The organism is Nocardia sp. JW2 (assembly GCF_051843015.1).
In the GTDB taxonomy this organism is placed as follows: Bacteria; Actinomycetota; Actinomycetes; order Mycobacteriales; family Mycobacteriaceae; genus Nocardia; species Nocardia coubleae.
Genome location: NZ_JBPXLK010000003.1, coordinates 62,152 through 88,213, shown reverse-complemented (window position 1 = coordinate 88,213; position 26,062 = coordinate 62,152). Strand labels below are relative to the sequence as shown.

Sequence of the window (26,062 nt, the reverse complement as noted above, 5' to 3'; positions counted from 1 at the left end):
GTACGACGTAGACTGTGTCTACAATGTAGACCTCAGATTGCGGTGTACACAAGACTGTTAGGGTGGGCCGGACAGCGACCCCTAAGGAGTGAGCCTTGGCGAAAGCGGATGGGACCATCTGGGAGCGACTCGGTCGGTCGCCCGCCGAGCAACGCGCTCCGCTGAGCCATGACCGCCTCGCGGCCGCCGCCATCGAAATGGCCGACCTGCACGGTCTCGATGCCCTGTCCATGCGCAAACTCGCCGAGCACCTAGGCGTCACCGCGATGGCGCCCTACCGCTACATCTCCGGCAAGGACGACCTCTTCGAGCTGATGGTTGACACCGTCCACGCCGACGTCACCCTGCCCGTCACGGCGGGCAACTGGCGGGAAACCTTGCAGGCCTACGCCGAACAGGTCCGCGAGATCACCTTGCGTCACCCCTGGCTCGTGCAGATCTTCGCGCGCCTGCCCGGCGTACTCACCCCACGCATGGCCGATATCGCCGAGCAGGTCCTCGCCTCCATGGACACAGTCGATGCCGATGTCGACGCGAAAATGGCGATGCTCGCGGGCGTCACCGCGTTCACCCACGGCGCGGCCGCCGCAGAGGTCGCCCAACGCCAGTCGATGGCGCGCCGCGGCTGGACCAGCGACGACGACGTCCGCAGCGCCTACCACCCCTACATGGCCGAACTCACCGCCACCGGCCGCCACCCCCACCTGGTCGACTACCTCGTCGGCGGGTCCAACCAGGACACCGCCGAGTGGCAGTTCCGTTTCGGGCTGGACTGCTTACTCGACGGCATCGCCACGAAACTGCCCCGCTGAGAAGGCGTCGCCGGCGGCGGTGAGGGGTCACCGCACCTCGACCCGTACCGCGTGTCGATGCGGTGGGTCCTCGGGCACCTCCTCGCCGGCCGCGTCGGGTAGTCGCAGGCGGGGCCAATCCGCCAGGTCGGCGAGCATCTGACGGTCGTGAGTGGCGACCACGACGGTGATGGGGGTGGTCGTGAGGGCGGTGGTCAGGTCGTCGACCAGGGCCGTCGAAAGGTGGTTCGTCGGTTCGTCGCAGAGCAGGACCGTGGGATCGGCGGCCAATTCGATGGCCAGGTGGAGGCGGCGTTGCTGGCCCTGTGAGAGGCGACCGAGGGGCGTGCGGTGTGCTTGTTTCTCCAGCAGGCCGAAGCTGGTGAGGGAGCGGGCGCCGTCCAGGGTGTGCCGGGCGTAGATGTCGCCCGCTGTCGCGGTGGGGTCCCATTCGGGTACTTCCTGTCCGAGCAGCGCGATGCGCGTCGTGCTGGGGGGATGGACAGCACCCGTGGCTGGGGCAAGCGTTCCGGCCAGGGCCGCGAGGAGGGTGGATTTGCCCGCGCCGTTGGGGCCGGTGATCAGGAGGCGGTCGCCTGCGTTGAGAGTCAGGTCGATCGGTGCGTTCAGGCGGCCGGGGACGGTGATGCCTTCGCACCGCAGTGCCGGTGTTCCTCGGCGGACCGGGAGTTCTGGAAAGCGCAGGCGCAGTGGGGGTTCCGGGACTGTGATGGTGTGGGCGTCGAGGTCCGACTGACGGCGTTTCAGCATCTGGACCAGGCCGGGGGCTCGTGATTGACGCTGATGCTTGCCGTGGCCCTTGTCCGGGCGCCACCCGGTGTTGAGCCGGTCGCGGGCACCGTCCACCGCCTCCCGCAGTCGTGCGCGTTCGGCGAGTTGTTCTTCGTAGTCGTGTTCCCAACGGTCTCGAGCACGGCGTCGGCCCTCCTGCCAACCGGCATAACCACCGGCGAAAAGCTGAGGGCGGCCGTCGGGGCTGGGGTCGAGATCGAGGAACTCCTGGGCGACCGCGCGCAACAGGGCGCGGTCGTGGCTGACGACGACCAGGCCGCCGGGGTGGGCGCGCAGGCGGTCGGTGAGGAAGTCGAGGCCCGCGCGGTCGAGGTGGTTCGTCGGTTCGTCCAGGAGCAGGATGTCGTTGGTCGCGCCGAGCAGGCAGGCCAGGCGGACCCGATAGCGTTGTCCCACCGACAATGTCGACAGCGGGCGGGATCGGTCGGTGCAGGCGTCCAAGGCGGCCAGGGCGATGTCGACGCGCCGTTCGGCGTCCCAGGCGTCGAGTCTGGTCGCGGCATCCAGGGCTGCGGCGTAGGCGTCGTCGGCGCCCGGTGCGTCCTCGGTGAGCAGCAGGGTGGCGGCGTCCAGATCGCGCAGGGCACGCTGGGCCGGTTCGATGGTTTCGGTGACCAGATCGCCGACCGTCTCGCCCGCGCGAACGGTGATGTTCTGCTCGGCGACGCCGACGGTGCCGACCCGGCTGACCGAACCGCTGTCAGGGTTCAGTAGACCGGCGAGAACATGCAGCAAGGTGGTCTTGCCACGCCCGTTCTCGCCGACGATCGCCAAGCGCGAACGTGCGGAGACGGTGACGGAGACGTCGGTCAGCACCGGGCGTGAACCGAGCGTGACGTGGACGGATGCGGCCCGGATATGGGCATGCGCACCAGCGGGCAGGGAAGGAGAAGTAGGCACAGAGAACTCCGCGGCTCGAGAAAGGAGCCGGGCAGCGCAAGGAAACCGCCCAGCGGATGACCCGGGACGGCGGCGTCAGAAGAGGGATGGAATGCCGGTCGCCGCCGTCAGCGGAGCGACCAAGGCTTCATCATCGCGGTGCCTGTATACACCTCAGCGACGATACCGATCCGTGCCCGCGCTGCCAACGAGATTTCCGGCACGGCCAGACCCCAGTTGTGGTGGCCACGGTTTCCTTGTGCCGAAAAGTGTTGTGCGGCACCATCAAACATGTGATGAACAGACGAATTTCCGCAGCTTTCGTACTGGCCGCCTCGGCCACCGTGGCCTTCGGGTCCATCGCACCCGCCGGTGCGGCGACGCCGTTCGTCGCCCCGCAGGTGACCTTCACCGGCACCGCCGCGGGCACCGTCACCGCCACCCTGCACAACCCGAACGACCGGGGACAGTGCTGGGCCGAGGCCGGGATCGGACCCGAGAACAACCACGCGTTCTTCGGTAACGGTTCGCCGGAGTCGCTGGCCGATGCGGGCGAAACGGTCACCACCTCGCTCGAGGGGCTCGAGCCCGGTTCCACGATCACCGCGCGCGGTGGGTGCGTCAACGGTGCCGAGTTCGCGTTCTCCGAACTGGTCACCGTGAACGTGCCGAGCTCGATGCCTTCAACCGGCAGCTTCTAGCCGGGCAGCCTTCCGGATCCACCGTTCATGGAGTGCGGCGGGCCGGAAGGGGGATGCGATCGAGGTCGTGGGCGAGGGCGGCGCCGGGAAAGTCGGCCTGCTCCAGGAACGTTCGATCGTCGGCGGCGGTGTAGCGCTCCGAGAAGTGGGTGAGCACAAGTGTTCTCACCCCACACGCACGGGCGACCTCGCCCGCCTGACGTGCGGTGAGGTGCCCGCGTTCGTGTGCCTGCTCGGTTTCCGAATCCAAAAAAGTGGATTCGATGATGAGCATGTCCACATCAGCCGCCAGCTCGAAGACGTTGTCGCACAGGCGGGTATCCATCACGAAGGCGACCTTCTGTCCAGGTCTCGGCGCCGAACACTCCTCGAGCAACGGGCCCGACAGCTCCCGCACGGCGGCACCGGAGATCCCGTGTTCGCGCAATTTCTCGGGCAGGAATGTGCGACCGTCCGGTTCGGCCAGACGGTATCCGTAGGTGGGGATGCTGTGCGACAGCGGCAGGGCGGTCAGAGTGAAACCATTGCCCTGCAACGTTTCTCCCGCACCGCTCACCGGATGTTCGACGAGACTGGGCGAGCCGTAGTAGCTCGTCGCGAACTTCAGCCGCTCCCAGTACTCGATGCCCTCGGCCGGGAAAACGGCGTGCACATCGTGCGGAACGCCGTCGCGACCCAGCCGCTGCACGATCCCCGGCACGCCGAGCGAATGATCCCCATGGAAATGGGTCACACACAACCAGTGCAATTCGGTAGCCGAAGCCCCCGCATGCGCCATCTGCCGCTGCGTCCCCTCACCCGGGTCGAACAGCACACCCCGCCCATCCCACCGCAACAGATACCCGTTGTGATTGCGGCGACGAGTCGGCACCGCCCCCGCCGTCCCGAGGACGATCAACTCCCGTGTCGACATCGCCCCATCCTCGCCGCTCCCGCCCCCACTGTCACGTCGATTCGCGGGCAGTGCGGGCGGTTGACGGCGAAATCGCTGGTGATGGTCGCAGGGGTCGGACGCGGGTGGTGTGATGGTGCCGGACGCACACTCGGTGGAGGTCGGGATGGAACTGTTCGATTACGACGCTGAGTTGCGGTTGCACAATGTGCATCTGCGGGCGGCGGCGGGGGTGGGGGTGCGGGATCGGGTGCTCGATATCGGGTGTGGTGCCGGCGGTACGACGCGGGAGGCGGCGCGGGACGCTGTGGAGGGGGAGGTGCTCGGGGTCGACGTGTCGGCGGTGATGGTCGAACAGGCTCGGCGGATCAGCGTGGAGGAAGGGCTTGGCAATGTCGGGTTCGAGGTTGCCGATGCTCAGGGTCATCCCTTCGCCGCCGGGGCGTTCGATCTGTGCATCAGCCGGTTCGGGGTGATGTTCTTCGTCGATCCCGTTGCGGCGTTCCGCAATATCGGGCGAGCATTGCGGCCGGGTGGGCGGTTGGTGGTGATGGTGTGGCAAGGGAGTGAGCACAACGAGTGGGTGACGGTGTTCCGCAGCGATATCGTCGCGTCGATGGCGAAGCCAGGGCCGGGCCCGTTCTCGCTGGCTGACCCCGGGGTCACCGAATCCGTCCTGACCGCAGCGGGTTTCGTCGACATCGCCTTCGCCGACGTGCACGAACCGGTGTATCTGGGTGCCGACGGCGACGCCGCCTACCGCAACCTGCGCCTGCTCGACGGACTCCGAACCTCACTCGACAACCTCGAACCCGCCGAGGGGGAGCGAGCCCGCGCACGGCTGCGGGAGGTGCTCGCCGCGCACGAGACCGACCAGGGCGTGCTGTTCGATTCGCTAGCGTGGATTGTCACCGCGAAACGGCCGTGAATCCTTTTTCGCGTCTCGCACCTCTTATAGGTGTCCGCGCACCGTGCGGGGACGAAACGGAGGTTGTTGTGATCATCGGAACCGGAATCGTCGTCGGCCTGGTGTTGATGTGCACGTGCGTGTACGCCCTGCGCCGCAAACGGGCCGGGCGTGACTGACTCGCGCTGGCCTGCCGAGGAACTGATCGTCTCCGCCCGCGACGGGGACGTGGATTCGATCGCCGCGCTGGTGTCGGGTTCCTACCCGAACATCCAGCGCTTCGCCCGAACCCTCTGTGCCACACCGGAAGACGCGGAGGACGCCGCCCAGGAAGCTCTCATCATCCTGTATCGCAAGATCGGGATGTTGCGGGCCTCGGGTGCGCTGGCGTCGTGGATGTTCCGGATCGTGCGCAACGAGTGCCTGCGGCGGGCGCGGATCAGGCCGCAGCACCCACCGGCGGAAGTCACTGTGACGGCCTCCGCCGAGGACGAAGTGCTGCGTCGCCTGGAAGCGGCGAGGGTGGCGGCCGCCGTCGCCACCCTGCCCGACGACCAGCGCCAGGTCCTGATCATGCGCGATATCCAGGGCCTCAGCGGACGCATCGTCGCGGACGCGCTAGGCCTCAGCACCACTGCGATGAAATCGCGCCTGCACCGTGCCCGCGCGTCGGTGCGCCAAGCACTCCAGGCCCCGCCTGATCCACCTCCCGGAGGGAAGAATGTCTGACCAACCCGACTTCGCCAGCGCGTCACTGCCCCGCCACCTGACGCGTGGGGTCGTAGGTTTCGGCGCACTGATCGGCTCGATCGCATTGCTGCCCCTCATCGGCGTGATCAGCCTGCTGTTGCTACCCGTCGGCCTCGTCGCGCTGCGTGGCTGCCCGATGTGCTGGGCCATCGGCCTCGCCCAAACTCTCTCCCGGGGAAGACTCCGCCGCTCCTGCGACAACGGGCAGTGCACGCTCACGGTCGCGAAGACGGCTGTGTAGTACCCGCCGACCATGCGAAGGGCTGCGCCGAGATCAGACGAGCATCTCGGCGAGCCGGTCGGTGACCTGTACGACCCAGTCCGGCTCACCGTGCTGTCGTCCCCACAGCGCGGCTCGCACCGCTCGCACCTGCGCCCACCGGCGTGCCCGTTCACGATCGATCCGGGCTGCCTCGCAATACATGTCGAGGCCGCGCCGGAGGCCACGCGCCGGGTCGGCACTGAACAGCAGGGGAGCGAAACGGTAGCTGCGGATCACGGTGATCGTGTCGTAGGCACGGTCACCGACGTAGCCTTTGGGGTCGATCGCCAGCCAGGGCTCGCGGTCGCCGCGCAGGACATTGGCGTCGTGGAGATCGCCGTGGACGAGCGTTTCGGGTTGGTTCGGGCCGAGCTCTCGCAGAGTGGCGAGGGCGGCAGCCATGACGCGACCAGGCAGCGGATTGCCCACTTCTGCTGCGGTAGCCGCTATTTCGTCCGGCCATTCGGCGACCAAGCGGCTCAGGCGCGGCAGAGCCGGTGGGGCGTCGACGGCCAGCCGCCACGACAGTTCACCCAGGGCGGTCACGGCTTCGTCGAAGTCGGTTACCTCCGTCAGCGATCCGCCCGGGGCGCGCTCCAGCAACATCGCATAGTGCGCGGTGTCGCGTTCGAACAGCCGCACCGCGCCCGCGCCGTTCCACGTGTCGAAGGCGTCGGCCTCGAAGTCGTTGCCGGGGTGGGGAAAGGACACCTTGATGACCGCGGGCGGGTGGTCTGTGTGGGCGACGGGCAGCACGACCCCGACATTTCCGTGCATCAGTGGTCCGTCCGGTCGGCAGGACCAGCGTTGCAGCAGATCATCGAGCAGTTGGGGGAGCGAGGTGATCCAGGCGCGGCCGGGCTCACCTTCGCGTCCGATGGTCTCGTGCGCGAAAGCCTCGGGGATTTCGGTCAACTCGGTGCCTCCACGGGTTCACCGTAGGCCGGTACGGTCGGATGTGGGGCATGGCTACGCCCCTGTCGCTGATTGCGCTGCCGTGGGGGTTTGAGATGGGCCAGGTCGATGACGTCCGAGCGAGGACCTCGGATGTCGCCGATCCCGATGCGCGGCGAGCAATGTGGGCTGCGGGTGTGGCCGGGTGTGCGCTCGGAGCGGTGCTGCTGGCCTGTTCGTCGCGGGTGATCGTGTCCGGTCTCGACTCGCCGTATCTGCTGATGATCTGCGTGGTGGGTGCCGTTCCCGGGCTGGCCGGCCTCGGTCTGCTGTTCGCCTCCCAGCAGGTTCTGCGTGGGAAGACCGCAGGAATCGGCAGGGCAGCTGTGATGCTGTTCGCTGTCGGCGTCCTTGTGACGCTCGGCTGCGTGGCGGCAATCAGTTATGGGCCTTGGATCGCGAGAATCGTCATGGCCGGACTGGCGGGCGCGACGATCGCGACAGCCCTCCTCCTCCGTGCCGCCCACCGTGCCCTGCCGGCCGGTCGATAGCGGATTCGGCCTGGTAGGACGCGCCGAGGATCCGCCGCGTGAGCGGAGCCCGGACAGCGGCGGGAATAGGCTGATCATGTGGGGTTCACGGTCCCGGCACCGATGCTGGCCAAACCCGGACGGCCACCGCAGCCGCCAGGCGGCTGGTGCGCGGAAATGAAATGGGACGGCGTGCGCGCGATCGCCCATTGCACCCCGGCGGGGATCAGTTTGTGGAGCCGGAACCTGCGCGACATCACCGCGTCCTACCCCGAGGTCGTGGCCGCGCTCACCGAGATCACCGATGGACGCACCCTGCTGCTCGACGGCGAACTCGTCGCGCCGGACGAGCGCGGCGCACCTTCGTTCTCCCGGTTGCAACAGCGCATGCACGTCCAGCGGCCGACGCCCGCGCTGATCGAGCAGGTCCGCGTCGACTATCTCGTCTTCGATGTGCTCGGTGTCGACGAGGAGGTGCTGTTCGAGGACTCCTACCGCACCCGCCGCGCCGAACTGGCCGACCTCACCCTCGACGACGGTGCGCGCGTGCGGGTTCCACCGATGTGGTCGCTGACCGACACCAGCGCGGAGGAGCTGTTGCGCGTGGCGACGGACTCCGGGTTGGAAGGAATCGTCTGCAAGCACGGCGATTCGATCTACGAACCGGGCCGCCGCTCCTCGGCCTGGACGAAAGTCGTCCTCCGACTCACGACCGAAGCCGTGATCGTCGGCGCGGTCCCCGGCAACGGCGCCAATGCCGCGACCTTCGGCGGCCTCGTCTTGGCCGGCCACACTCCGGAGGGCCGTCTGCGCTGCATCGGCGGAGTCGGCACGGGCTTCACCGCCGCGTCCCGCCGCAGCCTCCGCGCCGCCCTGGACCAGGTGCGCCGCGAGACGACACCACTCGACGATCCACCACCGGCACCGGTCGCCCGGACGGCCTGGTGGGTCGAACCGGTTTTCGTCGCCGATATCGAATACCGCGAGATCAGCGGCGACGGACTGCTCCGGCATCCGAGCTTCCGCGGGATCCGCACCGACAAGACACCCGAGGAGATCGGCCTACCGACCTGACGGTGACATGAGAACCGAACGTGTGCGACAAGATGTGGGCGCAGAGGGGATCGAACCCCCGACCGCTGGTGTGTAAAACCAGTGCTCTACCGCTGAGCTATACGCCCCTGCATCGCCGGTGGGACCGGCGGTGTCGGGTTATGAATCTAGCGCGGCCAGCGCTTTCTCCCAAGCCGCCTGGTCACGGGCCTCTCCGGGCCCGTTCATCTCCGCGAAAGTGATGTATCCGGACTTGTCGATCACGAAAGTGCCGCGGTTCGGGTAGCCGGATTTCTCGTTGAAGACGTCGTAGGCCTGGGCGACGGCGCCGTGCGGCCAGAAATCGGACAGCAGGGGGAACAGGTAGCCCTGTTCGGCCGCCCAGATCTTGTGGGTGGGTGGTGGGCCGACGGAGATCGCGAGGATCTCGGCGTCGTCGTTCTGGAATTTGGGCAGCTCGTCACGCACCTTGCACAGCTCACCCTGGCAGATGCCGGTGAAGGCGAGCGGATAGAACACCAGCAGGACATTCTTCTTGCCCCGGTAGTCCGACAGGGTGACGGGCTGGTTGTTCTGGTCCTTGAGCGTGAAATCCGGCGCGAGAGTGCCAACCTCTAGCGGCATAGGGGAGTTCCTGTCGTCGTGTCGGGTCTCAGCCGAGCGTTCTCGTCCGGCTGAGACCTTAGCGAACGGCGGTTTCAGCGCTGTTTGGACGGTGCCTTCGGCTGAACCAGGCGCGAGCCCGTCCAGCTGCCGAGGCTGATGGTTGATGTCTGGGTCAGGCCGGCCGTGGGTGCGGCTTCGGCGATCTCGCTCGGATCGACATGGCCCGGTTGACCGGTTTTGGGGGTGAGGACCCAGATGAACCCTTCGTCGGCCAGCGGGCTGATGGCATCCATCAGCTCGTCGGCCAGATCGCCGTCACCTTCTCGCCACCACAGCAGGACGGCGTCGACGACCTCGTCGGAGTCTTCGTCGACCATCTCGCCGCCCGTGATCTCCTCGATCTCGGCGCGCAATGCGTCGTCGGTGTCCTCGTCCCAGCCCAATTCCTGAACAACCAAGCCGTGAGAAATGCCAAGCTTCTGAGCGTAGTTCTGCGCGTCCGCCGCGGCGACCACGGTGGTGTCCTCCCTAAACTGCCGACAGTAAGATACGTGCAAGCGAACATGGTTATCGGCCGCAGCGCAAGCCGATCGGATGAATCGGTACCGTACGCCGCGTGTCGGCGACGTGAATTCAGCGCCGTGGGCAGGCCTGTTGTACCTCGGTACGCGCCTGATTGATTTTGCGGCTCGCATCGTTGAGACCGCCGACCGCGGAGCTGTAGGTCATCTTCCGCGTCTCGGCGGACAGCTCGCGCGCGGCGACGACATAGGCGGTGAACTTGTCGGCCAGCTCGGTCGGCAGGGCGCCAGCGGCGGCGACACCGGACTCGACGGCCGTCGCGGCGGTGTCGAGCGCGACGGCCGCGGCCTCGCGCTTGGCGGCGTAGTCGGGGGCGTTCTCGTCGTGGGCCTTCACGAAGTCGTTGTAGGCGGTGACGCCCGCACCGGTGGTGGTGGGGAATTGCCCGCAGTTGTCCTCGATGGCCTTGGTCCGGGCGGCCGCCGCACGCGAGGACGCGGCCGCCGAAGACGACGCGGCCGCCTCGGTCTTGTAGGCGGCGACTTCGGCGGGGTCGGTGGTCGGGTTACCGGTGACCTGCTGGGCGCACCCGGCGATCACCGAACCGGCGATCACCGCGACCGATGCGCAGATCAGCCCGAGTCTGCGCGCGTGCGGCACCCTCATCGTCGAACCCGTTCCCTCTCACTTCACTGACCGGTAGGTCCATCGCGAATCTAGTGGATTTCCTGCTGAGATGATGACCTGGGCGACCCTTTCGGCAAGGATGGGGGTCGCCCGAACCTTTCGAGACGGGTGCTCCGCACACCAAGCGGGCAAGCCCGGGGACCGCGACGCCGACAAGCAGTTCAGCCCCCAGTACGAGGAGCAGATTTGACCGACCTGATCCACTCTGCAGCTTCTTCCGATTCGCCGACCGACCCCGCGGCGCCCGGTGCCAAACCCACCGGGGAACGCGTGCGGGTGATCCGCGAAGGCGTGGCATCGTATCTACCCGATATCGATCCGGAGGAAACCAGCGAATGGCTGGAGTCCTTCGACGAGATGCTCGACCGGGAAGGCCCGGGCCGCGCGCGCTACCTGATGTTGCGGTTGCTCGAACGCGCCGGTGAGCGTCGCGTGTCGATTCCCGCGCTCACCTCCACCGATTACGTCAACACGATCCCCACCGAGAACGAGCCGTGGTTTCCCGGCGACGAGGAGGTGGAGCGCCGCTACCGCGCCTGGATCCGCTGGAACGCCGCGATCATGGTGCATCGCGCGCAGCGTCCCGGAATCGGTGTGGGCGGGCATATTTCGACGTATGCCTCGTCGGCGGCGCTCTACGAGGTGGGTTTCAACCACTTCTTCCGTGGCAAGGACCATCCCGGCGGAGGCGACCACATCTACATCCAGGGCCACGCCTCGCCCGGCATCTACGCGCGCGCGTTCCTCGAGGGTCGCCTGAGCACCGACCGGCTCGACGGGTTCCGGCAGGAATACAGCCACGGCGGCCTCGGCAAGGGCCTGCCGTCCTACCCGCATCCGCGCCTGATGACCGATTTCTGGGAGTTCCCGACGGTCTCGATGGGCCTGGGCCCGATGAACGCGATCTACCAGGCCAGGTTCAACCACTACCTGCACGATCGCGGTATCAAGGACACCTCCGACCAGCACGTGTGGGCGTTCCTCGGCGACGGCGAGATGGACGAACCCGAGTCGCGCGGCCTGATCCAGGTGGCCGCCAACGAGGCGCTCGACAACCTGACGTTCGTCATCAACTGCAACCTGCAGCGCCTCGACGGACCGGTGCGCGGTAACGGCAAGATCATCCAGGAACTCGAGTCGTTCTTCCGCGGCGCGGGCTGGAACGTCATCAAGGTGGTCTGGGGCCGGGAGTGGGACGCGCTGCTCGGCGCCGACCGCGACGGTGCGCTGGTGAACCTGATGAACACCACCCCCGACGGCGATTTCCAGACCTACAAGGCCAACGACGGCGCCTATGTGCGCGATCACTTCTTCGGCCGCGACCCGCGCACCAAGGCGCTGGTCCAGAACATGTCCGACAACGAGATCTGGAACCTCAAGCGCGGCGGCCACGACTACCGCAAGGTCTACGCGGCGTACGCGGCGGCGATGACGCACAAGGGCCAGCCGACGGTGATCCTGGCCAAGACCATCAAGGGCTACACCCTCGGCAAGCACTTCGAGGGCCGCAACGCCACCCACCAGATGAAGAAGCTGACGCTGCAGGACCTCAAGGACTTCCGCGATCTGCAGCGCATCCCGATCTCGGACGCGGAACTGGAGAAGGACCCGTACCTGCCCCCGTACTACCACCCCGGCCAGGACGCGCCGGAGATCCAGTACATGCAGGCCAGGCGCAAGGCGCTCGGTGGGTACCTGCCCGAACGGCGAAGTGCGGCAAAGCCGTTGACGCTGCCGGGCGACGAGGCCTACCGCTCGGTGCGCAAGGGTTCGGGCAAGCAGAACGTGGCGACCACGATGGCGCTGGTCCGGTTGATGAAGGAACTGTTGCGCGACAAGGAGATCGGCAAGCGCATCGTGCCGATCATCCCGGACGAGGCGCGCACCTTCGGTATGGACTCCTGGTTCCCGTCGCTGAAGATCTACAACCGCAACGGCCAGCTCTACACCTCCGTCGACGCGGAACTGATGCTCGCCTACAAGGAGAGCAACGTCGGCCAGATCCTGCACGAGGGGATCAACGAAGCCGGGTCGACGGCGTCGTTCACCGCGGCGGGCACCGCGTACGCCACGCACGGCGAGCCGATGATCCCGCTCTACATCTTCTATTCGATGTTCGGTTTCCAGCGCACCGGCGACGGTCTGTGGGCCGCGGCCGACCAGCTGGCCCGCGGCTTCGTCCTCGGGGCGACGGCCGGGCGGACCACGCTCACCGGTGAGGGCCTGCAGCACAACGACGGGCATTCGCTGCTGCTCGCCTCGACCAACCCGGCCGTGGTCACCTACGACCCGGCGTTCTCGTTCGAGATCGCCCACATCGTGCGCGATGGTCTGCGCCGCATGTACGGCGGCGGCAACCCGGACCCGGGGACGTTGCCGGGCACCCACCCGCAGGAGACCGGAACCTTCGGTGGGGAGAACGTTTTCTACTACATCACGCTCTACAACGAGCCCTACCAGCAGCCGGCCGAGCCCGACGACCTCGACGTGGCCGGCTTGCTCAAGGGCCTGTACCTGTACCAGCGCGGTGGTGAGGGCGAGGTGCGCGCCCAGATCCTGGTCTCCGGGGTGACCGTGCCCGCCGGTCTGCGCGCCCAGCAGATCCTGGCGCAGGAGTGGGATGTGGCCGCCGACGTGTGGTCGGTGACCTCGTTCGGCGAGTTGCGCAAGGAAGCTGTCGAGAAGGAGATCCACGCGCTCAAGCACCCCGATGCCGACCCCGGCGTCGCCTACGTCACCGAGGCGCTCGCCTCGGCACGTGGACCGGTGGTGGCCGCCACCGACTGGATGCGCGCGGTTCCCGATCAGATCCGGCAGTGGGTGCCCGGCGACTACATCACCCTCGGCACCGACGGGTTCGGCTTCTCCGACACCCGTCCCGCCGCCCGCCGGGTGTTCAATGTCGACGCCGAGTCCATCGTCGTCGCGGTGCTCGAAGGCCTGGTGAAAGACGGCACCTTCGACAAGGCCAAGGCGGTGGAAGCGGCCGCGAAATACCGCATCGACGATGTGTCCGCCGCGCCGAAGCCGAGTGCGGACGCACCGGAGGAACTGGCGTAGCGGACTATTGGACTGTGGAGCGCAAACCGCCGCGGCCCCGTCGGATCACCGAGGGCACAAGCACGCACGAGGTCTACCTGCCGACCGGGGCACTGTCCCCGAACCGGCAGACCCGTGACCCGCTGCCCGACACGCTGCTGCGACGGGTCAAGCAGTTCTCGGGCCGGCTGTCGACCGAGGCGGTCGGCGCGATGCAGGACCGGCTGCCGTTCTTCGCCGATCTGGACGCCGCCCAGCGGGCAGGCGTCCAGATGCTGGTGCAGACCGCGGTGGTGAACTTCCTGGAGTGGTTGCAGGATCCCGAATCCGACATCCGCTTCAGCCTGGACGCCTTCCAGGTGATTCCGCAGGATCTGGCGCGGCGGCTCACGCTGCGCCAGACCGTGGACATGGTCCGGGTGGCCATGGACTTCTTCGAACAGTGGCTGCCCGCCCTGGCCCGCAACGACCGCCAGCTGGTCGCGCTCACCGAGGCGGTACTGCGATACGGGCGTGAGCTCGGTTTCGCGGCCGCCTCGGTGTACGCCAGCGCGGCCGAATCCCGGGGCGCCTGGGACACCCGCCTCGAGGCGCTGGTGGTCGACGCGGTGGTGCGCGGGGACACGGGCCCGGACATGCTCTCCCGGGCGGCCACGTTGAACTGGGACGCCACCGCACCGGCAACGGTGCTCGTCGGCACCCCGCCGCAGGACCAGGGAGTGTCGACGGTCGGGGCGGTGCACACCATCGCGACCAGGCACGGTCGCGCCGCGCTCGCGGTCGTGCAGGGCGCGCGGCTGGTGATGGTGGTCAGCGGGCACCTCGGCGACGCGGGGATCGGTTCGCCGTTCCTGTCGGATCTGCTCGCCGAGGTGTTCTCCGACGGTCCGGTGGTGATCGGCCCGACCATGCGCACCCTCGGCGCCGCGCACGCCTCCGCCATCGAGGCCTTGGCCGGAATGGAGGCCGTTGTCGGGTGGCGAGGCGCGCCAAGGCCCGTTCACGCCTCGGAGTTGTTACCGGAACGGGCCCTGCTGGGCGATAGAGCTGCGATAGAGGCGCTGAACGAGTATGTTGTCCTCCCGTTGGCGTCGGCCGGATCTTCGTTGTCCGACACATTGGACGCCTACCTGGATTGTGGCGGAGCAGTAGAAACGTGCGCGCGTCAGCTGTACGTCCATCCAAATACTGTCCGGTATCGCCTCAAGCGAATCGGCGAGGTGACCGGACGTGATCCGCTCAATCCCCGCGACGCGTATGTGCTCCGGATCGCGGCCACAGTGGGCCGTTTGACACGAACGCATAACGAATCATCCACTTCTGTCACGGAAACCCCGTCAACCCCAATGGCTCACGACCCCCTGTAACGGGATTCGTGAATCGGTCGATCCGGACGCCCCACCTCGGATTTTGTGGGACCCCTACAAAACGCGTTCCAAACCTTCATTCGCGCCGACATCTCGTGCGGCGGGGGTCACAGTGTTTTCTTAGGGGGTGATCGCGTTGTTCACCCCTGGACAGGGGTCCCAGACACCCGGCATGCTCACGCCCTGGCTCGCACTCCCCGGTGCGGCTGATCGCCTCGAGCTGTGGTCGAAGGCCGCCGGCCTCGACCTGGTCCGTCTCGGCACCACCGCGACGGCGGAGGAGATCGTCGACACCTCGGTGACGCAGCCGCTCGTGGTCGCGGCCGCACTGCTGGCCTTCGCCGAAATCGCCCCCGAAACCCTTCCTGCGGATACGATCGTCGCCGGGCATTCGGTCGGCGAATTCGCCGCGGCCGCTGTCGCGGGCGTCATCACCCCGGACGAGGCCGTCAGCCTGGCCGCCATCCGCGGCCGGGAGATGGCCAAGGCGTGTGCGCAGGAACCGACCGGCATGTCCGCGGTGCTCGGTGGCGACGAAGCCACCGTGCTCGCACGGCTCGCCGAACTCGATCTCGTCCCGGCCAACCGCAACGCGGTAGGCCAGATCGTCGCGGCGGGCCGCCTGGAAGCTCTGGCGGAGCTCGCCGCGAACCCGCCGGAGAAGGCACGGGTCCGCGCATTGCCCGTCGCCGGTGCGTTCCACACCGTTTTCATGGCCCCGGCACAGGCAGCTGTCGCCGATGCCATCGCCCAGATCTCGCCGAGCGACCCGATCCGGACGCTGCTGTCGAACTTCGACGGACAACCGGTCACCTCGGGCGCCGACGCGATCGACAAGCTCGCCGCGCAGGTCACCCGTCCCGTGCGCTGGGACCTGTGCACCGAGACCGTCCGCGCCGCGGGCGTCTCGGCGGTGGCCGAACTGCCACCGGCGGGCACCCTGGTCGGCATCGCCAAACGGGAACTGAAGGGCACCCCCAACCTCGCCCTCAAGACTCCCGAAGACCTCCCCGCGTTGGCCGGACTCACCTCCGCGGGCTAGCTTTCCCCCCGGCGGTCGCGCACGACGAAGTGCGTCGGCTGTTCAAGACCCTACAAATGAGAAACAAGAAGGGAGCCACCAAAGTGGCCGCTCTGACCCAGGAACAGATCGTCGAAGAACTCGGCAAGATCATCGAAGAGGTTACGGGTATCGAACCCTCCGAGGTGACCATCGAGAAGTCCTTCGTCGACGACCTGGACATCGACTCGCTGTCCATGGTCGAGATCGCTGTGCAGACCGAGGACAAGTACGGCGTCAAGATCCCCGACGAGGATCTCGCCAGCCTGAAGACCGTGGGTGACGCTGTCTCCTACATCCAGAAGCTCGAGGCGGAGAACTCCGACGCCGCCGCGGAGCTCAAGGCCAAGTTCGACGCCGAGTAGAGGCTGAACCAGTGACCACTCCTTCCACCTTGAACGGGAATTTCCCCAACGTCGTCGTCACCAGCATGGCGGCGACCACGTCGATCGCGGGTGATGTCGATGCGACGTGGAAGGGACTCCTCAACGGTGAGAGCGGAATCGACGTTCTCGAGGATTCCTTCATCGAGGAATACGACCTGCCGGTGCGTATCGGCGGTCACCTGAAAGTCAGCCCCGACACCCTCCTGAGCCGGGTCGAGATCCGCCGCATGGCGTATGTCGAGCGCCTGGCGACCGTGCTCGGTCGCGAGGTGTGGAAGAACGCGGGCAGCCCGGAGGTCGACCACGACCGCCTGGGTGTCGCGATCGGTACCGGTCTCGGTGGCGGCGACGCGCTGATCGACTCGGTCGACAAGCTGAAGAACGGCGGCTATCGCAAGATCTCGCCGCTGGCTGTTCAGATGGTCATGCCGAACGGTCCGTCGGCTGTCGTCGGTCTAGAGCTGAAGGCCAGGGCGGGAGTGGTCACTCCGGTCTCGGCGTGCTCGTCGGGTTCGGAGGCCATCGCCAACGCGTGGCGGATGATCGTGATGGGTGACGCCGACATGGTCGTCACCGGTGGCGTCGAGGGCTTCATCGACTCGGTGCCGATCGCGGCGTTCTCCATGATGCGGGCGATGAGCACGCGCAACGACGACCCCAAGGGTGCTTCGCGTCCGTTCGACAAGGATCGTGACGGTTTCGTCTTCGGCGAAGCGGGCGCGCTCATGACGATCGAGACCGAGGAGCACGCGAAGGCTCGCGGTGCGACCATCCACGCGCGTCTGCTCGGTGCGGGCATCACCTCCGACGGTTTCCACCTGGTCGCCCCCGATCCCGAGGGCACCGGTGCGGCCAGGGCGATGACTCGTGCGATGCAGACCGCCGGTCTGACCAAGCGCGACATCACCCACATCAACGCCCACGCGACCGCGACTCCCATCGGCGACACCGCCGAGGCGAACGCGATCAACTTGGCGGTGGGTAACCACGCTTCGGTGTACGCGCCGAAGTCGGCACTCGGTCACTCGATCGGTGCCGTCGGCGCCCTCGAGTCGGTGCTCACTGTGCTCGCGATTCGGGACGGCATCGTTCCGCCGACGCTGAACCTGGACAACCAGGATCCGGAGATCGATCTCGATGTGGTGCACGGGGAAGCCCGTCGCCAGGAAATCGAGTACGCGATCAACAACTCCTTCGGCTTCGGTGGGCACAACGTCGCGCTCGCCTTCGGTCGGGCCTGACGCACGGATTTCCCGGTGGGGGGTCGGCCAACTGAATGGTTCGACCCTCCGCCGTGATCCGGCGGAGGCCGAGAGATTTTCGACAACGAAGGTAGGAGTGGACGCGATGACCATCATTGCTCCCGCGTTTCAGGATTCGGTCACCGACCCGCGTGACCCGCTCGGCCGGCTCCAGCGCTTCTTCGACCCCGGCACGATCCTGCCGCTGCATCCCCGCGACCGCTCCGGTGTGCTCGCCGCGATCGGCGAGGTCGACGGTGTCCGCACCGTCGCGTACTGCTCCGACGCCACCGTGATGGGTGGCGCGATGGGCGTCGAGGGTTGCAAGCACATCGTCGACGCGATCGACACCGCCATCGAATCCGGCATTCCCGTGGTCGGCCTGTGGCACTCCGGCGGCGCACGCCTGGCCGAGGGTGTCGAGGCGCTGCACGCGGTCGGACTCGTCTTCGAGGCGATGGTCCGCGCGTCCGGGCTCGTTCCCCAGATTTCGGTGGTGCTCGGCTTCGCCGCCGGTGGCGCCGCCTACGGTCCCGCGCTGACCGATGTGGTCATCATGGCGCCGGAGGGCCGCGTGTTCGTCACCGGTCCCGACGTGGTCCGCTCGGTGACGGGCGAGAACGTCGACATGGAGACCCTCGGTGGTCCCACCACACACTTCAAGAAGTCCGGCGTGTGCCATATCGCCGCCGACGACGAGGCCGACGCGCTGCACCGGGCCCGCAGGCTGGTGTCGATGTTCGCCGAGCAGGGCGAATTCGACCTGGTCGCGGCCGCGCACGGCGATGTCGACCTCAAGGCGATGATGCCGGAGTCGGCCAAGCGCGCCTACGACGTGAAGCCGATCATCCACGAGCTGCTCGACAATGTGGAGTCGCCCGACGGCGCGACCGAGTCGTCGTTCGAGGAGCTGCAGGGCGGTTACGCGCGCAGCATGGTGACCGGTCTCGGCCGCCTCGGTGGACGCACGGTCGGTGTGCTCGCCAACAACCCGCTGCGTCTGGGTGGCTGCCTGAACTCCGAAAGTGCCGAGAAGGCCGCGCGTTTCGTGCGGTTGTGCGATGCGTTCGGTATTCCGCTGATCGTGGTCACCGACGTTCCCGGGTACCTGCCGGGTGTCGGTCAGGAACTCGAGGGTGTGGTGCGTCGCGGCGCCAAGCTGCTGCACGCCTTCGCCGAGGCTCGCGTTCCGCGCGTCACCCTGGTGACCCGCAAGATCTACGGCGGCGCCTACATCGCCATGAACGCGCGCGCCCTCGGTGCCACGGCCGTGTTCGCCTGGCCCGGTTCGGAAGTCGCCGTGATGGGCGCAAAGGCCGCGGTCGGCATCCTGCACAAGAAGGCGCTGGCCGCCGCACCGGAAGAGGAGCGTGAGGCGCTGCACGAGCGGCTCACCGCCGAGCACGAGCGGATCGCGGGCGGAGTGGAACGCGCCGTCGCGATCGGCGTGGTCGACGAGGTGATCGACCCGGCCAAGACCCGCAGCACCCTCGCCGCGGCGTTGGCCTCGGCGCCTGCCCGCAAGAGTCACCACAAGAACATCCCGCTGTGAGCTGACCGGGAAACGGCCGCCTCGTCGTCGAGGCGGCCGTTTTCCTGTCCGCACAGCACCGCGGCGCATAATGGCAGGGTGCGTTATGAGGAGCTTGCCGATGCCCCGTGTTCCATCACGCGGCCCCTGGTGATCCTCGGTGACCGCTGGACCCTGCTGATCCTGAAGTACTGCTTCGCGGGCGTCCGCCGGTTCAACGCCTTCCAGAGCGCGCTCGGCATCTCCCGCAGTCGCCTGCACGATCGACTCGATCGCCTCATCGAGCACGAGATCCTCGTCAAACGCCCCGTCGACGACGGCGCCTACGAGGAATACCGCCTCACCGAAAAAGGCCACGCTATCTACCCGATCCTGATGGCCATCCGCGACTGGGGCGACACCTACATGGCCCCCGAGGGCCCACCTGTCGAATACCGCCACCACGACTGCACCGGCGAAGCCCACGTCCACCTCACCTGCGACGCGTGCCACGCCGAGGTCACCGCCCGTGACATCGATCCGCAGGCGGGCCCCGGCATCACCGGCGTCGCCTGACTGGTCAATCGATCGCCACGCTCTGGCGGTGTTTCCCTCTCGGGCGATGCCGCCACCAGAGCGTGATGATTTCAGGAAGTGTGCCAGGTGACCTGGTCGTCGAGGGGGGCTCGGGCGGTGCGGAAGCCGTTGATCGGGTGGTCGAGGTCGGGGTAGCCGAAGGAGACGCCGAAGACGACCTTGCGGGTGTCGGGGATGTCGAAGTACTCGTGGATGAAGGGGGAGTAGGAGGCGAGGGCCGCTTGGGGTGCGGCGCCGAGGCCTAGAGCCTGGGCGCCGAGCAGGAAGTTCTCCAACCACAGCCCGCAGTCGATGGCGCCGTACACGCCGAGGTCGGCCTCGGAGGTGACGATCGCGACGTGCGGTGCGTCGAAGAGTTCGAAATTGCGCACCATCTGGCGCATGGTCTTCTCGTGGTCGCCCTTGACGATGCCGACGCTGTCGTAGAGCTGGAATCCGCAGGCGCGCCGCCGTTCCCGGTAGACGCCTTCGTAGGCGGCCGGGAATTCGAAATCCGGTGTGTTGGCGGCGGTTTGGATGTGGGCCAGTAGTTCCTTGCGGAACCGGTCGGTGCCGTCACCCGCGGTCACGACGATCTGCCAGGGCTGGGTGTTGCACCAGGACGGGGTGCGCTGCCCGAGGGCGAGGAGTTGTTCGATCGTGGCGCGTTCGACCTGGTCGGGCTTGAACTGGCGGCAGGTCCAGCGTTCGTCGGCCAGGCGCCGTAGGGCGGCGAAATCGGGGTGGTCGGTCGGCGCCATCGCGCGGCTCCCTCGGTCGGTCGTGAGAACTAGTCTCATTTTGAGACCAATTTAGCAGTCGGGGTGGAAACGCGGAACCCGCCCGCGCCACGAAGATTCGGACGGGGGCGGGTTCTGATCGGCGAGTCCGTCGGCCGACGGTAATGGCCGCCGACTGGCACGGTAGGTGCGCGAGAAGGGATCCGGGCGGGATCAGGCTCGGCGGCGCACGACCACGGCGACGCCGATACCGACGATCAACGCGATGCCCGCGCCGACCAGCGCGTACAGGGTCCACGGGCGGGTGGTGGCCGTTGATCCGTCCACTGTCACCAGCTGGTCTTGGCTCTGCTCGCCGAGCACATCACCGCCGCCGCGATAGGCCGGGCCGGGTTCGGCCGTGCCCGAGACGCTGATGTCGAGCTGCACCGGCGTCGGCGGCATCGCGTCCGCGCCCGACGGCTGGCCGACCTTCACCGCGAGATAGTGCCAGCCCGCGATCGCCTGCTGTTTCACCGCGGAGTCGGACTGCTCGCGATTGGTGTAGCGGACCGGAACCGACTCCACCGACAGCTCGGCACTCGACCTGCCGGTGTAGGCGTTGGTGTCGGTGGCGATCTCACGGCCGAGCGGCGAATACAGCACGGTCTCCACGTTCGCCGCCGAGGTGTTGTTCGCGCCGCCGGTCTCGGCGAACTGCACGCGATAGGCCAGCCCCTGGCCCCAGTCCAGGCGGATCCGGTAGAAGACGAACTCGCCGGATTGCAGTGTGTCACTGAACTTTCCGCTGCCGGGGAGCGTGGCGGCGACGGTGAACGAGCCACCGCCGGTCACCGGCTGGACCGGCCCGCCCGGGTCGGTAAAGGTGACGGGCGTCGGGGTTGCCGCGGGCCCGGGATCGGTGACGCCCGGTTCGATGCCGATCAGGATCTCCATCGGCAGGCGAGCGGGCGCACCCGCCGAGGCGAGGTCCCAGTTCACCTCGAAGTAGTAGCGGCCGCCACCACTGCAGGTGCCGCTCGACTCGGCGCCGCCGTCGAACGTGGTGGCGACGGTGAGGGCGACACCGTCGCTGGAGCGGGTTTCGAGTTCGCGTTCGCGCTTCCCGCAGTCGGTGCCCTCGCGGTCGCGGACGCGCAGTTCGAGGGCGTTCATGTCCTCGGTGGTCGAGACGTCCTTCGCGCGGGGGAACGACACGATGCCGGTGAAATGGGCGGTGGCGCCCTCGGGCACATCGACAGCGTAATACCGCTTCTCGTGCTGACCGATCGTGTCGAGGTACTGGCCCGCCTTCGCCACCGGCGCCGAACCGTACTCGGCGGTGCCGGTGATGGGTGTTCCGGTGGCCTGGTAGTTGCGCAGGGCGGTGGAACTCACGCGGGGCAGGACACGCTCGAGGGCGGCGCCGTCGGCGGCATCGGTGTAGGTGCCGCCCGTCGCCTGAGCCATACAGGTGAGCTGAGCGCGGGCCTTGTCGTCGACGGCGAAACCGATCGCGTGCACGACGAGATCCACGCCCGCGCGCTTCAGTTCGGCGGCGACCTCGCACGGGTCGGGCGGTGCGCACGTGTCGTCACCGTCGGAGACCAGCACGATGGAGCGCGGTCCCGAATCGGGCAGCGCGTCGGCGGCCTGACGCAGCGCGGTGCCCATCGGCGTCCAACCCCGCGCCTGGATGCTGTCGACGGCGGTGGTGAGCGCGGCCTTGTCCAGGGTGTTCGGCTGGTGCAGCACTTGCACGTCCTGGCAGCCCGCGACCTTCTCCGCCTCGGTGTTGCCGGTGCCGGTGCCGTAGGTGGTGAGGCCGACGGAGGCCTGTGCGGGCGCCGAATCCACGAAGGTGCGCACCGCCTGTTTGGCCGCGTCCATCATGGTCCCGTCGCGATCCGGCCGTTCCATCGAACCCGAGGCGTCGAGGATGATCATGGTCGGCGCGTATTCGGCGGGATCCGCCTGCGCCGGTACGGGCAACAACAACGGGAGAGCCGCCGCAGCGATCACGGCGGTGCGGAATCTCAACATAGCGAGCCGACCCTACCGCCTGTCGCCGCCCCGGTCCTGACCCGATTCCCACGGGCGCGGCCGGGTCACACCATGCGCGGGCCGGGGGCGGCCGACTGTGGCCGGGGACGATGGCAGCCCGCGCCTGACGCGCAATCGGGGCGTGGCGGGGCACAATCGGACTCATGGCGTTGCAGTCCCGCGATGCGCAGGAGCGCAAACGGCACGGCAGGCACTACACCCCGCCGGAGCTGGCGCGGTTTCTGGCGCGTCGGGCACTGCTGTACGCCCCGTGCGGCGCCGAGTTGCGGGTGCTCGACCCGGCCTGTGGGGACGGGGAGCTGCTGCTCGCGGTGCATCGGGAGATGGTGTCGTGCGCACCGGGTGTCGCGGTCCGGCTCACCGGGTACGACCTGGACCGCGCCGCCGTCGGCGAAACGGTGGCCCGGGCCGCGGCCGAGGGGGTCGAGATCCACTGCCGGGCAGGGGATTTCCTGGCGAAGGCGCCGCGTCTGGCGAAGGGCTCCTTCGATCTGATCATCAGCAACCCGCCGTATGTGCGCACACAGCAGCTCGGTGGGGCCACCGCGCAACTGCTCAGCCGAAAATTCGGGCTCCGTGGGCGTATCGATCTCACCCACCCATTCGTCGCCCTGGCACCGCGTCTCCTCGCACCCGGTGGAGTGCTCGGATTGCTCTGCGCCAACAGGTTTCTCACCACCCGAGCGGGTGCCAACCTGCGCCGCATCCTCACCGCCGAACTGACCCCGGTCGAGCTCTACGACCTCGGCGACACCAAACTCTTCTCCGCCGCCGTCCTCCCCGCGATCACCATCGCCACCAGATCAGCCGCGAGCGTCGCGCATGCCCGCGTGTTTCCCGGCGAAGACACGATCCCGGCCGGTGACGGTGTGAGCGGTGTAGGCGCCGACAACGCGCATCAGAACCGCGGAACGCGCGCATATGCCGCAGCTTCCACTTCGGCGTCCGGCACTGCGGCGGGCCGAACTGCGGCGGGCGGCACTGCGGCGGGCGACACTGCGGCAGGCGGTGCTGCGGCGGGCGGTGCTGCGGCGGGCGGCACTGCGGCAGGCGGTGCTGCGGCGGGCGGTGCTGCGGCGGGCGGTGCTGCGGCGGGCGGTGCTGCGGCGTCCGGCACTGCGGCGCCCGCGATCGTGCCCAGAGATTCCCTGTCCGCCGGCGGATTCTCGAAGCGAAGCGATCCGGCGAACGTTGCCGAGAGCTCGGTCGGTTGCCGGTACGTCTCCGTCTATGAGCGAACTGGCGACGAAACAGGCTGCGGTACGGACCTGTTCGATGCGCTGGCCGGGGAATCCGACTGCCTGGTCGGTGCTGGGGGACGCGTATTCGCGGTTGAAGTGGGGACGTTGGCATCGCAGGGGCGGGAAGCGGCGAACGGGCCGTCGGCCGGCCGGGTGATCACCGAGCACGAACGTCCGCACGGGGAGACGGTCTGGCGGATGTCGAGGCCGGCCGTGGACCGTTGGCTCGACAAGATCGCCGACCGAACCTGGCACACCTTCGGCGAGACGGCGCGAATCCGGGTGGGTATCAAGACGACCGCCGATCGGGTGTTCATCTCCGACCACTGGGACGACCTCGACCCGACGCCCGAGCGAGAACTGCTGCAGCCCTTGATCACTCACCAAGACCTCGAACGGTGGCAGATCAAGAAGGATCGTGGCACCAGAGTGCTTTACCCCTACGACCTGCGGCAAACACGGCGCACGCCGGTCGATCTGGCCGAATTTCCGTGCGCAGCAGAGTATCTGCGCACCCATGAGAAGGCGCTGTCCGGTCGACGCTATGTTCTCGACGGCGGCCGCGAGTGGTACGAGATCTGGGTGCCGCAACGACCGCACCTGTGGGGCGCGCCGAAACTCGTCTTCCCCGATATCAGCGAACGGCCACGCTTCGCCCTCGACCGTTCCGGTGCCGTGGTGAACGGCGACTGCTACTGGATCTCGCTCACCGACCTCGACGCAGGCAAGTCCGCGACCGACTTGGCGTATCTCCTGATGGGCGTGGCGAATTCGGCGCTGGGCCTGCGCTTCTACGACGCGGTCTGCGGCAACCGCCTGTATTCGGGCAGGCGGCGCTGGATCACCCAGTACGTCGCCCGGCTGCCCCTGCCCGACCCGTGCGGTCCGGCCGCCGTCGAGATCGTGCGTCGCGTGCGTGGTCTCCTGGAAGACGGCGTCGCGGTGCCCGACGCCGCCGTCGACGAAGCCGTCGCCGAGGCCTTCGGGGTACCCGCTCAGTAGGAGGGCCGCACGCCGACCATCGGCAGCAGCGTGCGGCGCGCGAACTCCCGCCCGGCCTCGGCGTCGTCGAGCGGGATCAGCCCGTCGGGTGTCAGCGCCAGCGAGAGGGCGAGCCGGGCCATGATCTCGGCGACCAGGTCGGGGTCGAAGTCGGGGGAGCCCGCCTGCACCTCACGCAGCTTGTCGGCGAGATATTCGCGTCCCACCGCCAGGATGGGCCCGGCGTCGGTGGTGAGTTTGGGCAGGATCATCTCCGGTTCGGTGCCGAGCAACCGCCGCAGCAGCTCGTTGCCCGCGATGGTCGTGACGAAGGCGACGAAGATCTCGACCAGCCGGTCCTCGGGTTCGGTGACCGCGCGGACCCGCTCGTCGATCTCGCCGACATAGCGCTGCGCCTCACGCACGCCCACCGCTTCGACCAGGTCGTTCTTGGATTCGAAGCGTCGGTACAGGGTGGCCGGGCTGATGCCGGCGCGGCGCGCGATCTCGCCCATGCTTGTCCGTTTGATCCCGAAATCCAGAAACGCCGACAGCGCGCTGTCGAGCAGTTTCTCCCCGTCGGTGACGGGTTTTTCCAGGATCCGCGCGAGGATGGTCGAGACAGTGGGCATCAGCCCATTATCCCCGTGGTGGGAGATCCAGCGCGACCATCTCTTGCTCGATCGCGTTTGCCGCGAAATGCACACCCCGGGAACGTAATTCGTGAACCCGGCACTGAAGTGCCTCGATACCGCCTGGTTGTGCCGCGATATCGGCCACGCTGAGCCTGCCCCCGGATCGGTGCACACCTACCTGCGCGTATGCCACCGTGATACCTCCTGCCCCGCGTACCGGTGCCGGCCCTGAAGACTCGGTGGACCGGTCGCGATACGCAGGGCAAATGTTATCAGGTTTCCCTACTGGTCATTTGCTCAGTGTGATGCGTCACAACACTTCGGCGTCCCGGTGGTTGGCGAGATTGTGTAGGTACACAGCGGCGTTGAGCTTGATGCCGTCCTGCTGTGCCTCGGTGAGCTCGCGACGCACCTTGCCCGGCACCCCGGCAACCAGCGAGCCGGGCGGAATCTGGGCGCCCTCGGGGATGAGCGCGTTGGCCGCGATCAGGGTGCCCGCACCGATCACCGCGCCGTTGAGCACGGTGGCGCCCATGCCGACGAGCACATCGTCGCCGATGGTGCACCCGTGCAGAATCGCGTTGTGCCCCATCGACACACCGGAACCGACGGTGAGCGGGAAGCCGGGGTCGGCGTGCAGCACGCACCCGTCCTGGATGTTGGTGCGGGCGCCGACGGTGATCTGTTCGAGGTCACCGCGCAGCACCGCCGAATACCAGACGCCGACCTCGGCGCCCAGGCGCACCCGTCCGATCACGGTCGCGTTCGGCGCGATCCATGCTGACTCGTCGATCTCGGGCGCGAACCCGCTCACCTTGATGATCATGCGGCGATTATCGCGCTGGGCTCCGGCGCCGGGCGCGGTGGGCCGCCGCCCGGTGGTCGCAGCGCCTGCGAGGGAGGGATCCGGACACGCGACGGATTCGACTGCGGCCCGCCGAAACAGGATCTAGTCT

At 67.8% G+C, this 26,062-nt stretch carries 25 protein-coding genes, 1 tRNA gene and 1 pseudogene; 16 read left to right on the top strand and 11 right to left on the bottom strand.

Annotated elements, in window-relative coordinates; all coding sequences use genetic code 11:
- The first annotated feature begins 95 nt into the window (after positions 1–95).
- Positions 96–812: a TetR/AcrR family transcriptional regulator gene (locus ACSVDM_RS05685; RefSeq protein ID WP_439263358.1), complete on the top strand. Its 717-nt coding sequence runs from the start codon at positions 96–98 to the stop codon at positions 810–812.
- 27 nt (positions 813–839) lie between these two features.
- Here ACSVDM_RS05685 and ACSVDM_RS05680 read toward each other — a convergent pair whose 3' ends face one another.
- Complete coding sequence (locus ACSVDM_RS05680) at positions 840–2,504, bottom strand: ATP-binding cassette domain-containing protein (RefSeq protein WP_439263356.1); 1,665 nt, start codon at positions 2,502–2,504, stop codon at positions 840–842.
- A 275-nt stretch (positions 2,505–2,779) separates the two neighbouring features.
- Here ACSVDM_RS05680 and ACSVDM_RS05675 point away from each other — a divergent pair, with 275 nt between their 5' ends.
- Positions 2,780–3,184, top strand: coding sequence for a hypothetical protein (locus tag ACSVDM_RS05675; RefSeq protein WP_157105051.1), 405 nt, complete (start codon positions 2,780–2,782; stop codon positions 3,182–3,184).
- A gap of 25 nt (positions 3,185–3,209) precedes the next feature.
- Here ACSVDM_RS05675 and ACSVDM_RS05670 read toward each other — a convergent pair whose 3' ends face one another.
- A complete protein-coding gene (locus ACSVDM_RS05670; protein ID WP_439263354.1) occupies positions 3,210–4,097 on the bottom strand; it encodes a ribonuclease Z in 888 nt (295 codons plus the stop codon).
- Between the two features lie 145 nt (positions 4,098–4,242).
- Between ACSVDM_RS05670 and ACSVDM_RS05665 the strand changes: the two genes are divergently transcribed.
- From ACSVDM_RS05665 to ACSVDM_RS05655, 3 genes are all read left to right on the top strand, one after another.
- Entirely contained in the window at positions 4,243–5,004 is a 762-nt protein-coding gene (locus ACSVDM_RS05665; RefSeq protein ID WP_439263352.1) for a class I SAM-dependent methyltransferase, read from the top strand.
- Positions 5,005–5,154: 150 nt separating this feature from the next.
- On the top strand, positions 5,155–5,712 hold the full coding sequence (locus ACSVDM_RS05660) for an RNA polymerase sigma factor (protein ID WP_181697990.1): 558 nt from the start codon (positions 5,155–5,157) through the stop codon (positions 5,710–5,712).
- Positions 5,705–5,974 carry a hypothetical protein gene (locus ACSVDM_RS05655; protein WP_439263350.1) on the top strand — a complete coding sequence of 90 codons (270 nt, stop codon included), beginning with the start codon at positions 5,705–5,707 and terminating at the stop codon, positions 5,972–5,974. The genes ACSVDM_RS05660 and ACSVDM_RS05655 overlap by 8 nt, the downstream gene beginning before the upstream one ends.
- 33 nt (positions 5,975–6,007) lie before the next feature.
- On the opposite strand, the gene ACSVDM_RS05650 is transcribed toward ACSVDM_RS05655, so the two are convergent.
- Positions 6,008–6,910 carry an aminoglycoside phosphotransferase family protein gene (locus tag ACSVDM_RS05650; protein WP_439263348.1) on the bottom strand — a complete coding sequence of 301 codons (903 nt, stop codon included), beginning with the start codon at positions 6,908–6,910 and terminating at the stop codon, positions 6,008–6,010.
- A gap of 50 nt (positions 6,911–6,960) precedes the next feature.
- Between ACSVDM_RS05650 and ACSVDM_RS05645 the strand changes: the two genes are divergently transcribed.
- Entirely contained in the window at positions 6,961–7,440 is a 480-nt protein-coding gene (locus ACSVDM_RS05645) for a hypothetical protein (RefSeq protein WP_439263346.1), read from the top strand.
- Between the two features lie 78 nt (positions 7,441–7,518).
- Positions 7,519–8,493, top strand: coding sequence for a non-homologous end-joining DNA ligase (gene ligD / locus ACSVDM_RS05640; RefSeq protein ID WP_439263344.1), 975 nt, complete (start codon positions 7,519–7,521; stop codon positions 8,491–8,493).
- Positions 8,494–8,528: 35 nt separating this feature from the next.
- Here ligD and ACSVDM_RS05635 read toward each other — a convergent pair.
- The 4 genes from ACSVDM_RS05635 to ACSVDM_RS05620 form a co-directional block, all read right to left on the bottom strand.
- Positions 8,529–8,600: transfer RNA gene (locus ACSVDM_RS05635), tRNA-Val, on the bottom strand.
- Positions 8,601–8,631: 31 nt separating this feature from the next.
- Positions 8,632–9,096 carry a peroxiredoxin gene (locus tag ACSVDM_RS05630; RefSeq protein ID WP_067487241.1) on the bottom strand — a complete coding sequence of 155 codons (465 nt, stop codon included), beginning with the start codon at positions 9,094–9,096 and terminating at the stop codon, positions 8,632–8,634.
- Positions 9,097–9,170: 74 nt separating this feature from the next.
- Positions 9,171–9,593, bottom strand: a complete 423-nt coding sequence (locus ACSVDM_RS05625; protein WP_067487242.1) for a DUF3052 domain-containing protein — start codon at positions 9,591–9,593, stop codon at positions 9,171–9,173.
- A gap of 118 nt (positions 9,594–9,711) precedes the next feature.
- The gene (locus tag ACSVDM_RS05620) at positions 9,712–10,266 is read right to left on the bottom strand and encodes a hypothetical protein (protein WP_439263342.1); all 555 of its coding nucleotides are present in this window, start codon (positions 10,264–10,266) and stop codon (positions 9,712–9,714) included.
- A gap of 207 nt (positions 10,267–10,473) precedes the next feature.
- Between ACSVDM_RS05620 and aceE the strand changes: the two genes are divergently transcribed.
- The 7 genes from aceE (at position 10,474) to ACSVDM_RS05585 (ending at position 19,466) form a co-directional block, all read left to right on the top strand.
- Positions 10,474–13,347: a pyruvate dehydrogenase (acetyl-transferring), homodimeric type gene (gene aceE, locus ACSVDM_RS05615; RefSeq protein WP_439263340.1), complete on the top strand. Its 2,874-nt coding sequence runs from the start codon at positions 10,474–10,476 to the stop codon at positions 13,345–13,347.
- Positions 13,348–13,391: 44 nt separating this feature from the next.
- Positions 13,392–14,693 carry a PucR family transcriptional regulator gene (locus tag ACSVDM_RS05610; protein ID WP_174552191.1) on the top strand — a complete coding sequence of 434 codons (1,302 nt, stop codon included), beginning with the start codon at positions 13,392–13,394 and terminating at the stop codon, positions 14,691–14,693.
- Positions 14,694–14,820: 127 nt separating this feature from the next.
- The gene (locus ACSVDM_RS05605) at positions 14,821–15,735 is read left to right on the top strand and encodes an ACP S-malonyltransferase (RefSeq protein ID WP_067642221.1); all 915 of its coding nucleotides are present in this window, start codon (positions 14,821–14,823) and stop codon (positions 15,733–15,735) included.
- An 83-nt stretch (positions 15,736–15,818) separates the two neighbouring features.
- Complete coding sequence (acpM, locus tag ACSVDM_RS05600) at positions 15,819–16,118, top strand: meromycolate extension acyl carrier protein AcpM (RefSeq protein ID WP_019046010.1); 300 nt, start codon at positions 15,819–15,821, stop codon at positions 16,116–16,118.
- An 11-nt stretch (positions 16,119–16,129) separates the two neighbouring features.
- Entirely contained in the window at positions 16,130–17,380 is a 1,251-nt protein-coding gene (locus ACSVDM_RS05595) for a KasA/KasB family beta-ketoacyl-ACP synthase (protein ID WP_067487248.1), read from the top strand.
- Positions 17,381–17,486: 106 nt separating this feature from the next.
- Positions 17,487–18,932: an acyl-CoA carboxylase subunit beta gene (locus ACSVDM_RS05590; RefSeq protein ID WP_067487425.1), complete on the top strand. Its 1,446-nt coding sequence runs from the start codon at positions 17,487–17,489 to the stop codon at positions 18,930–18,932.
- Between the two features lie 78 nt (positions 18,933–19,010).
- Entirely contained in the window at positions 19,011–19,466 is a 456-nt protein-coding gene (locus ACSVDM_RS05585; protein ID WP_439263336.1) for a winged helix-turn-helix transcriptional regulator, read from the top strand.
- A 71-nt stretch (positions 19,467–19,537) separates the two neighbouring features.
- Here ACSVDM_RS05585 and ACSVDM_RS05580 read toward each other — a convergent pair whose 3' ends face one another.
- Both ACSVDM_RS05580 and ACSVDM_RS05575 read right to left on the bottom strand, forming a co-directional pair.
- Positions 19,538–20,227 carry a nitroreductase gene (locus ACSVDM_RS05580; RefSeq protein WP_439263334.1) on the bottom strand — a complete coding sequence of 230 codons (690 nt, stop codon included), beginning with the start codon at positions 20,225–20,227 and terminating at the stop codon, positions 19,538–19,540.
- 192 nt (positions 20,228–20,419) lie between these two features.
- Positions 20,420–22,228, bottom strand: coding sequence for a vWA domain-containing protein (locus tag ACSVDM_RS05575; protein ID WP_439263332.1), 1,809 nt, complete (start codon positions 22,226–22,228; stop codon positions 20,420–20,422).
- A 164-nt stretch (positions 22,229–22,392) separates the two neighbouring features.
- On the opposite strand from ACSVDM_RS05575, the pseudogene ACSVDM_RS05570 reads away from it, so the two are divergent.
- Together ACSVDM_RS05570 and ACSVDM_RS05565 are read left to right on the top strand one after the other, a co-directional pair.
- Positions 22,393–23,001, top strand: a pseudogene (locus ACSVDM_RS05570) (HsdM family class I SAM-dependent methyltransferase); the annotation flags it as partial.
- A gap of 169 nt (positions 23,002–23,170) precedes the next feature.
- Positions 23,171–23,647 carry a pentapeptide repeat-containing protein gene (locus ACSVDM_RS05565; RefSeq protein WP_439263748.1) on the top strand — a complete coding sequence of 159 codons (477 nt, stop codon included), beginning with the start codon at positions 23,171–23,173 and terminating at the stop codon, positions 23,645–23,647.
- An 838-nt stretch (positions 23,648–24,485) separates the two neighbouring features.
- Here ACSVDM_RS05565 and ACSVDM_RS05560 read toward each other — a convergent pair.
- The gene (locus tag ACSVDM_RS05560) at positions 24,486–25,103 is read right to left on the bottom strand and encodes a TetR/AcrR family transcriptional regulator (protein ID WP_067487261.1); all 618 of its coding nucleotides are present in this window, start codon (positions 25,101–25,103) and stop codon (positions 24,486–24,488) included.
- 313 nt (positions 25,104–25,416) lie between these two features.
- Positions 25,417–25,932 carry a gamma carbonic anhydrase family protein gene (locus ACSVDM_RS05555; protein WP_439263330.1) on the bottom strand — a complete coding sequence of 172 codons (516 nt, stop codon included), beginning with the start codon at positions 25,930–25,932 and terminating at the stop codon, positions 25,417–25,419.
- Positions 25,933–26,062: the final 130 nt, after the last annotated feature.

Coding starts and splice junctions, on each gene's coding strand:
- ACSVDM_RS05675 (WP_157105051.1), top strand. CDS start 2,780: ATGAACAGACGAATTTCCGCAGCTTTCGTACTGGCCGCCTCGGCCACC.
- ACSVDM_RS05670 (WP_439263354.1), bottom strand. CDS start 4,097: ATGTCGACACGGGAGTTGATCGTCCTCGGGACGGCGGGGGCGGTGCCG.
- ACSVDM_RS05665 (WP_439263352.1), top strand. CDS start 4,243: ATGGAACTGTTCGATTACGACGCTGAGTTGCGGTTGCACAATGTGCAT.
- ACSVDM_RS05655 (WP_439263350.1), top strand. CDS start 5,705: ATGTCTGACCAACCCGACTTCGCCAGCGCGTCACTGCCCCGCCACCTG.
- ACSVDM_RS05645 (WP_439263346.1), top strand. CDS start 6,961: ATGGCTACGCCCCTGTCGCTGATTGCGCTGCCGTGGGGGTTTGAGATG.
- ACSVDM_RS05630 (WP_067487241.1), bottom strand. CDS start 9,096: ATGCCGCTAGAGGTTGGCACTCTCGCGCCGGATTTCACGCTCAAGGAC.
- ACSVDM_RS05620 (WP_439263342.1), bottom strand. CDS start 10,266: ATGAGGGTGCCGCACGCGCGCAGACTCGGGCTGATCTGCGCATCGGTC.
- ACSVDM_RS05590 (WP_067487425.1), top strand. CDS start 17,487: ATGACCATCATTGCTCCCGCGTTTCAGGATTCGGTCACCGACCCGCGT.
- ACSVDM_RS05580 (WP_439263334.1), bottom strand. CDS start 20,227: ATGGCGCCGACCGACCACCCCGATTTCGCCGCCCTACGGCGCCTGGCC.
- ACSVDM_RS05575 (WP_439263332.1), bottom strand. CDS start 22,228: ATGTTGAGATTCCGCACCGCCGTGATCGCTGCGGCGGCTCTCCCGTTG.
- ACSVDM_RS05565 (WP_439263748.1), top strand. CDS start 23,171: ATGCCGCAGCTTCCACTTCGGCGTCCGGCACTGCGGCGGGCCGAACTG.
- ACSVDM_RS05560 (WP_067487261.1), bottom strand. CDS start 25,103: ATGCCCACTGTCTCGACCATCCTCGCGCGGATCCTGGAAAAACCCGTC.
- ACSVDM_RS05555 (WP_439263330.1), bottom strand. CDS start 25,932: ATGATCATCAAGGTGAGCGGGTTCGCGCCCGAGATCGACGAGTCAGCA.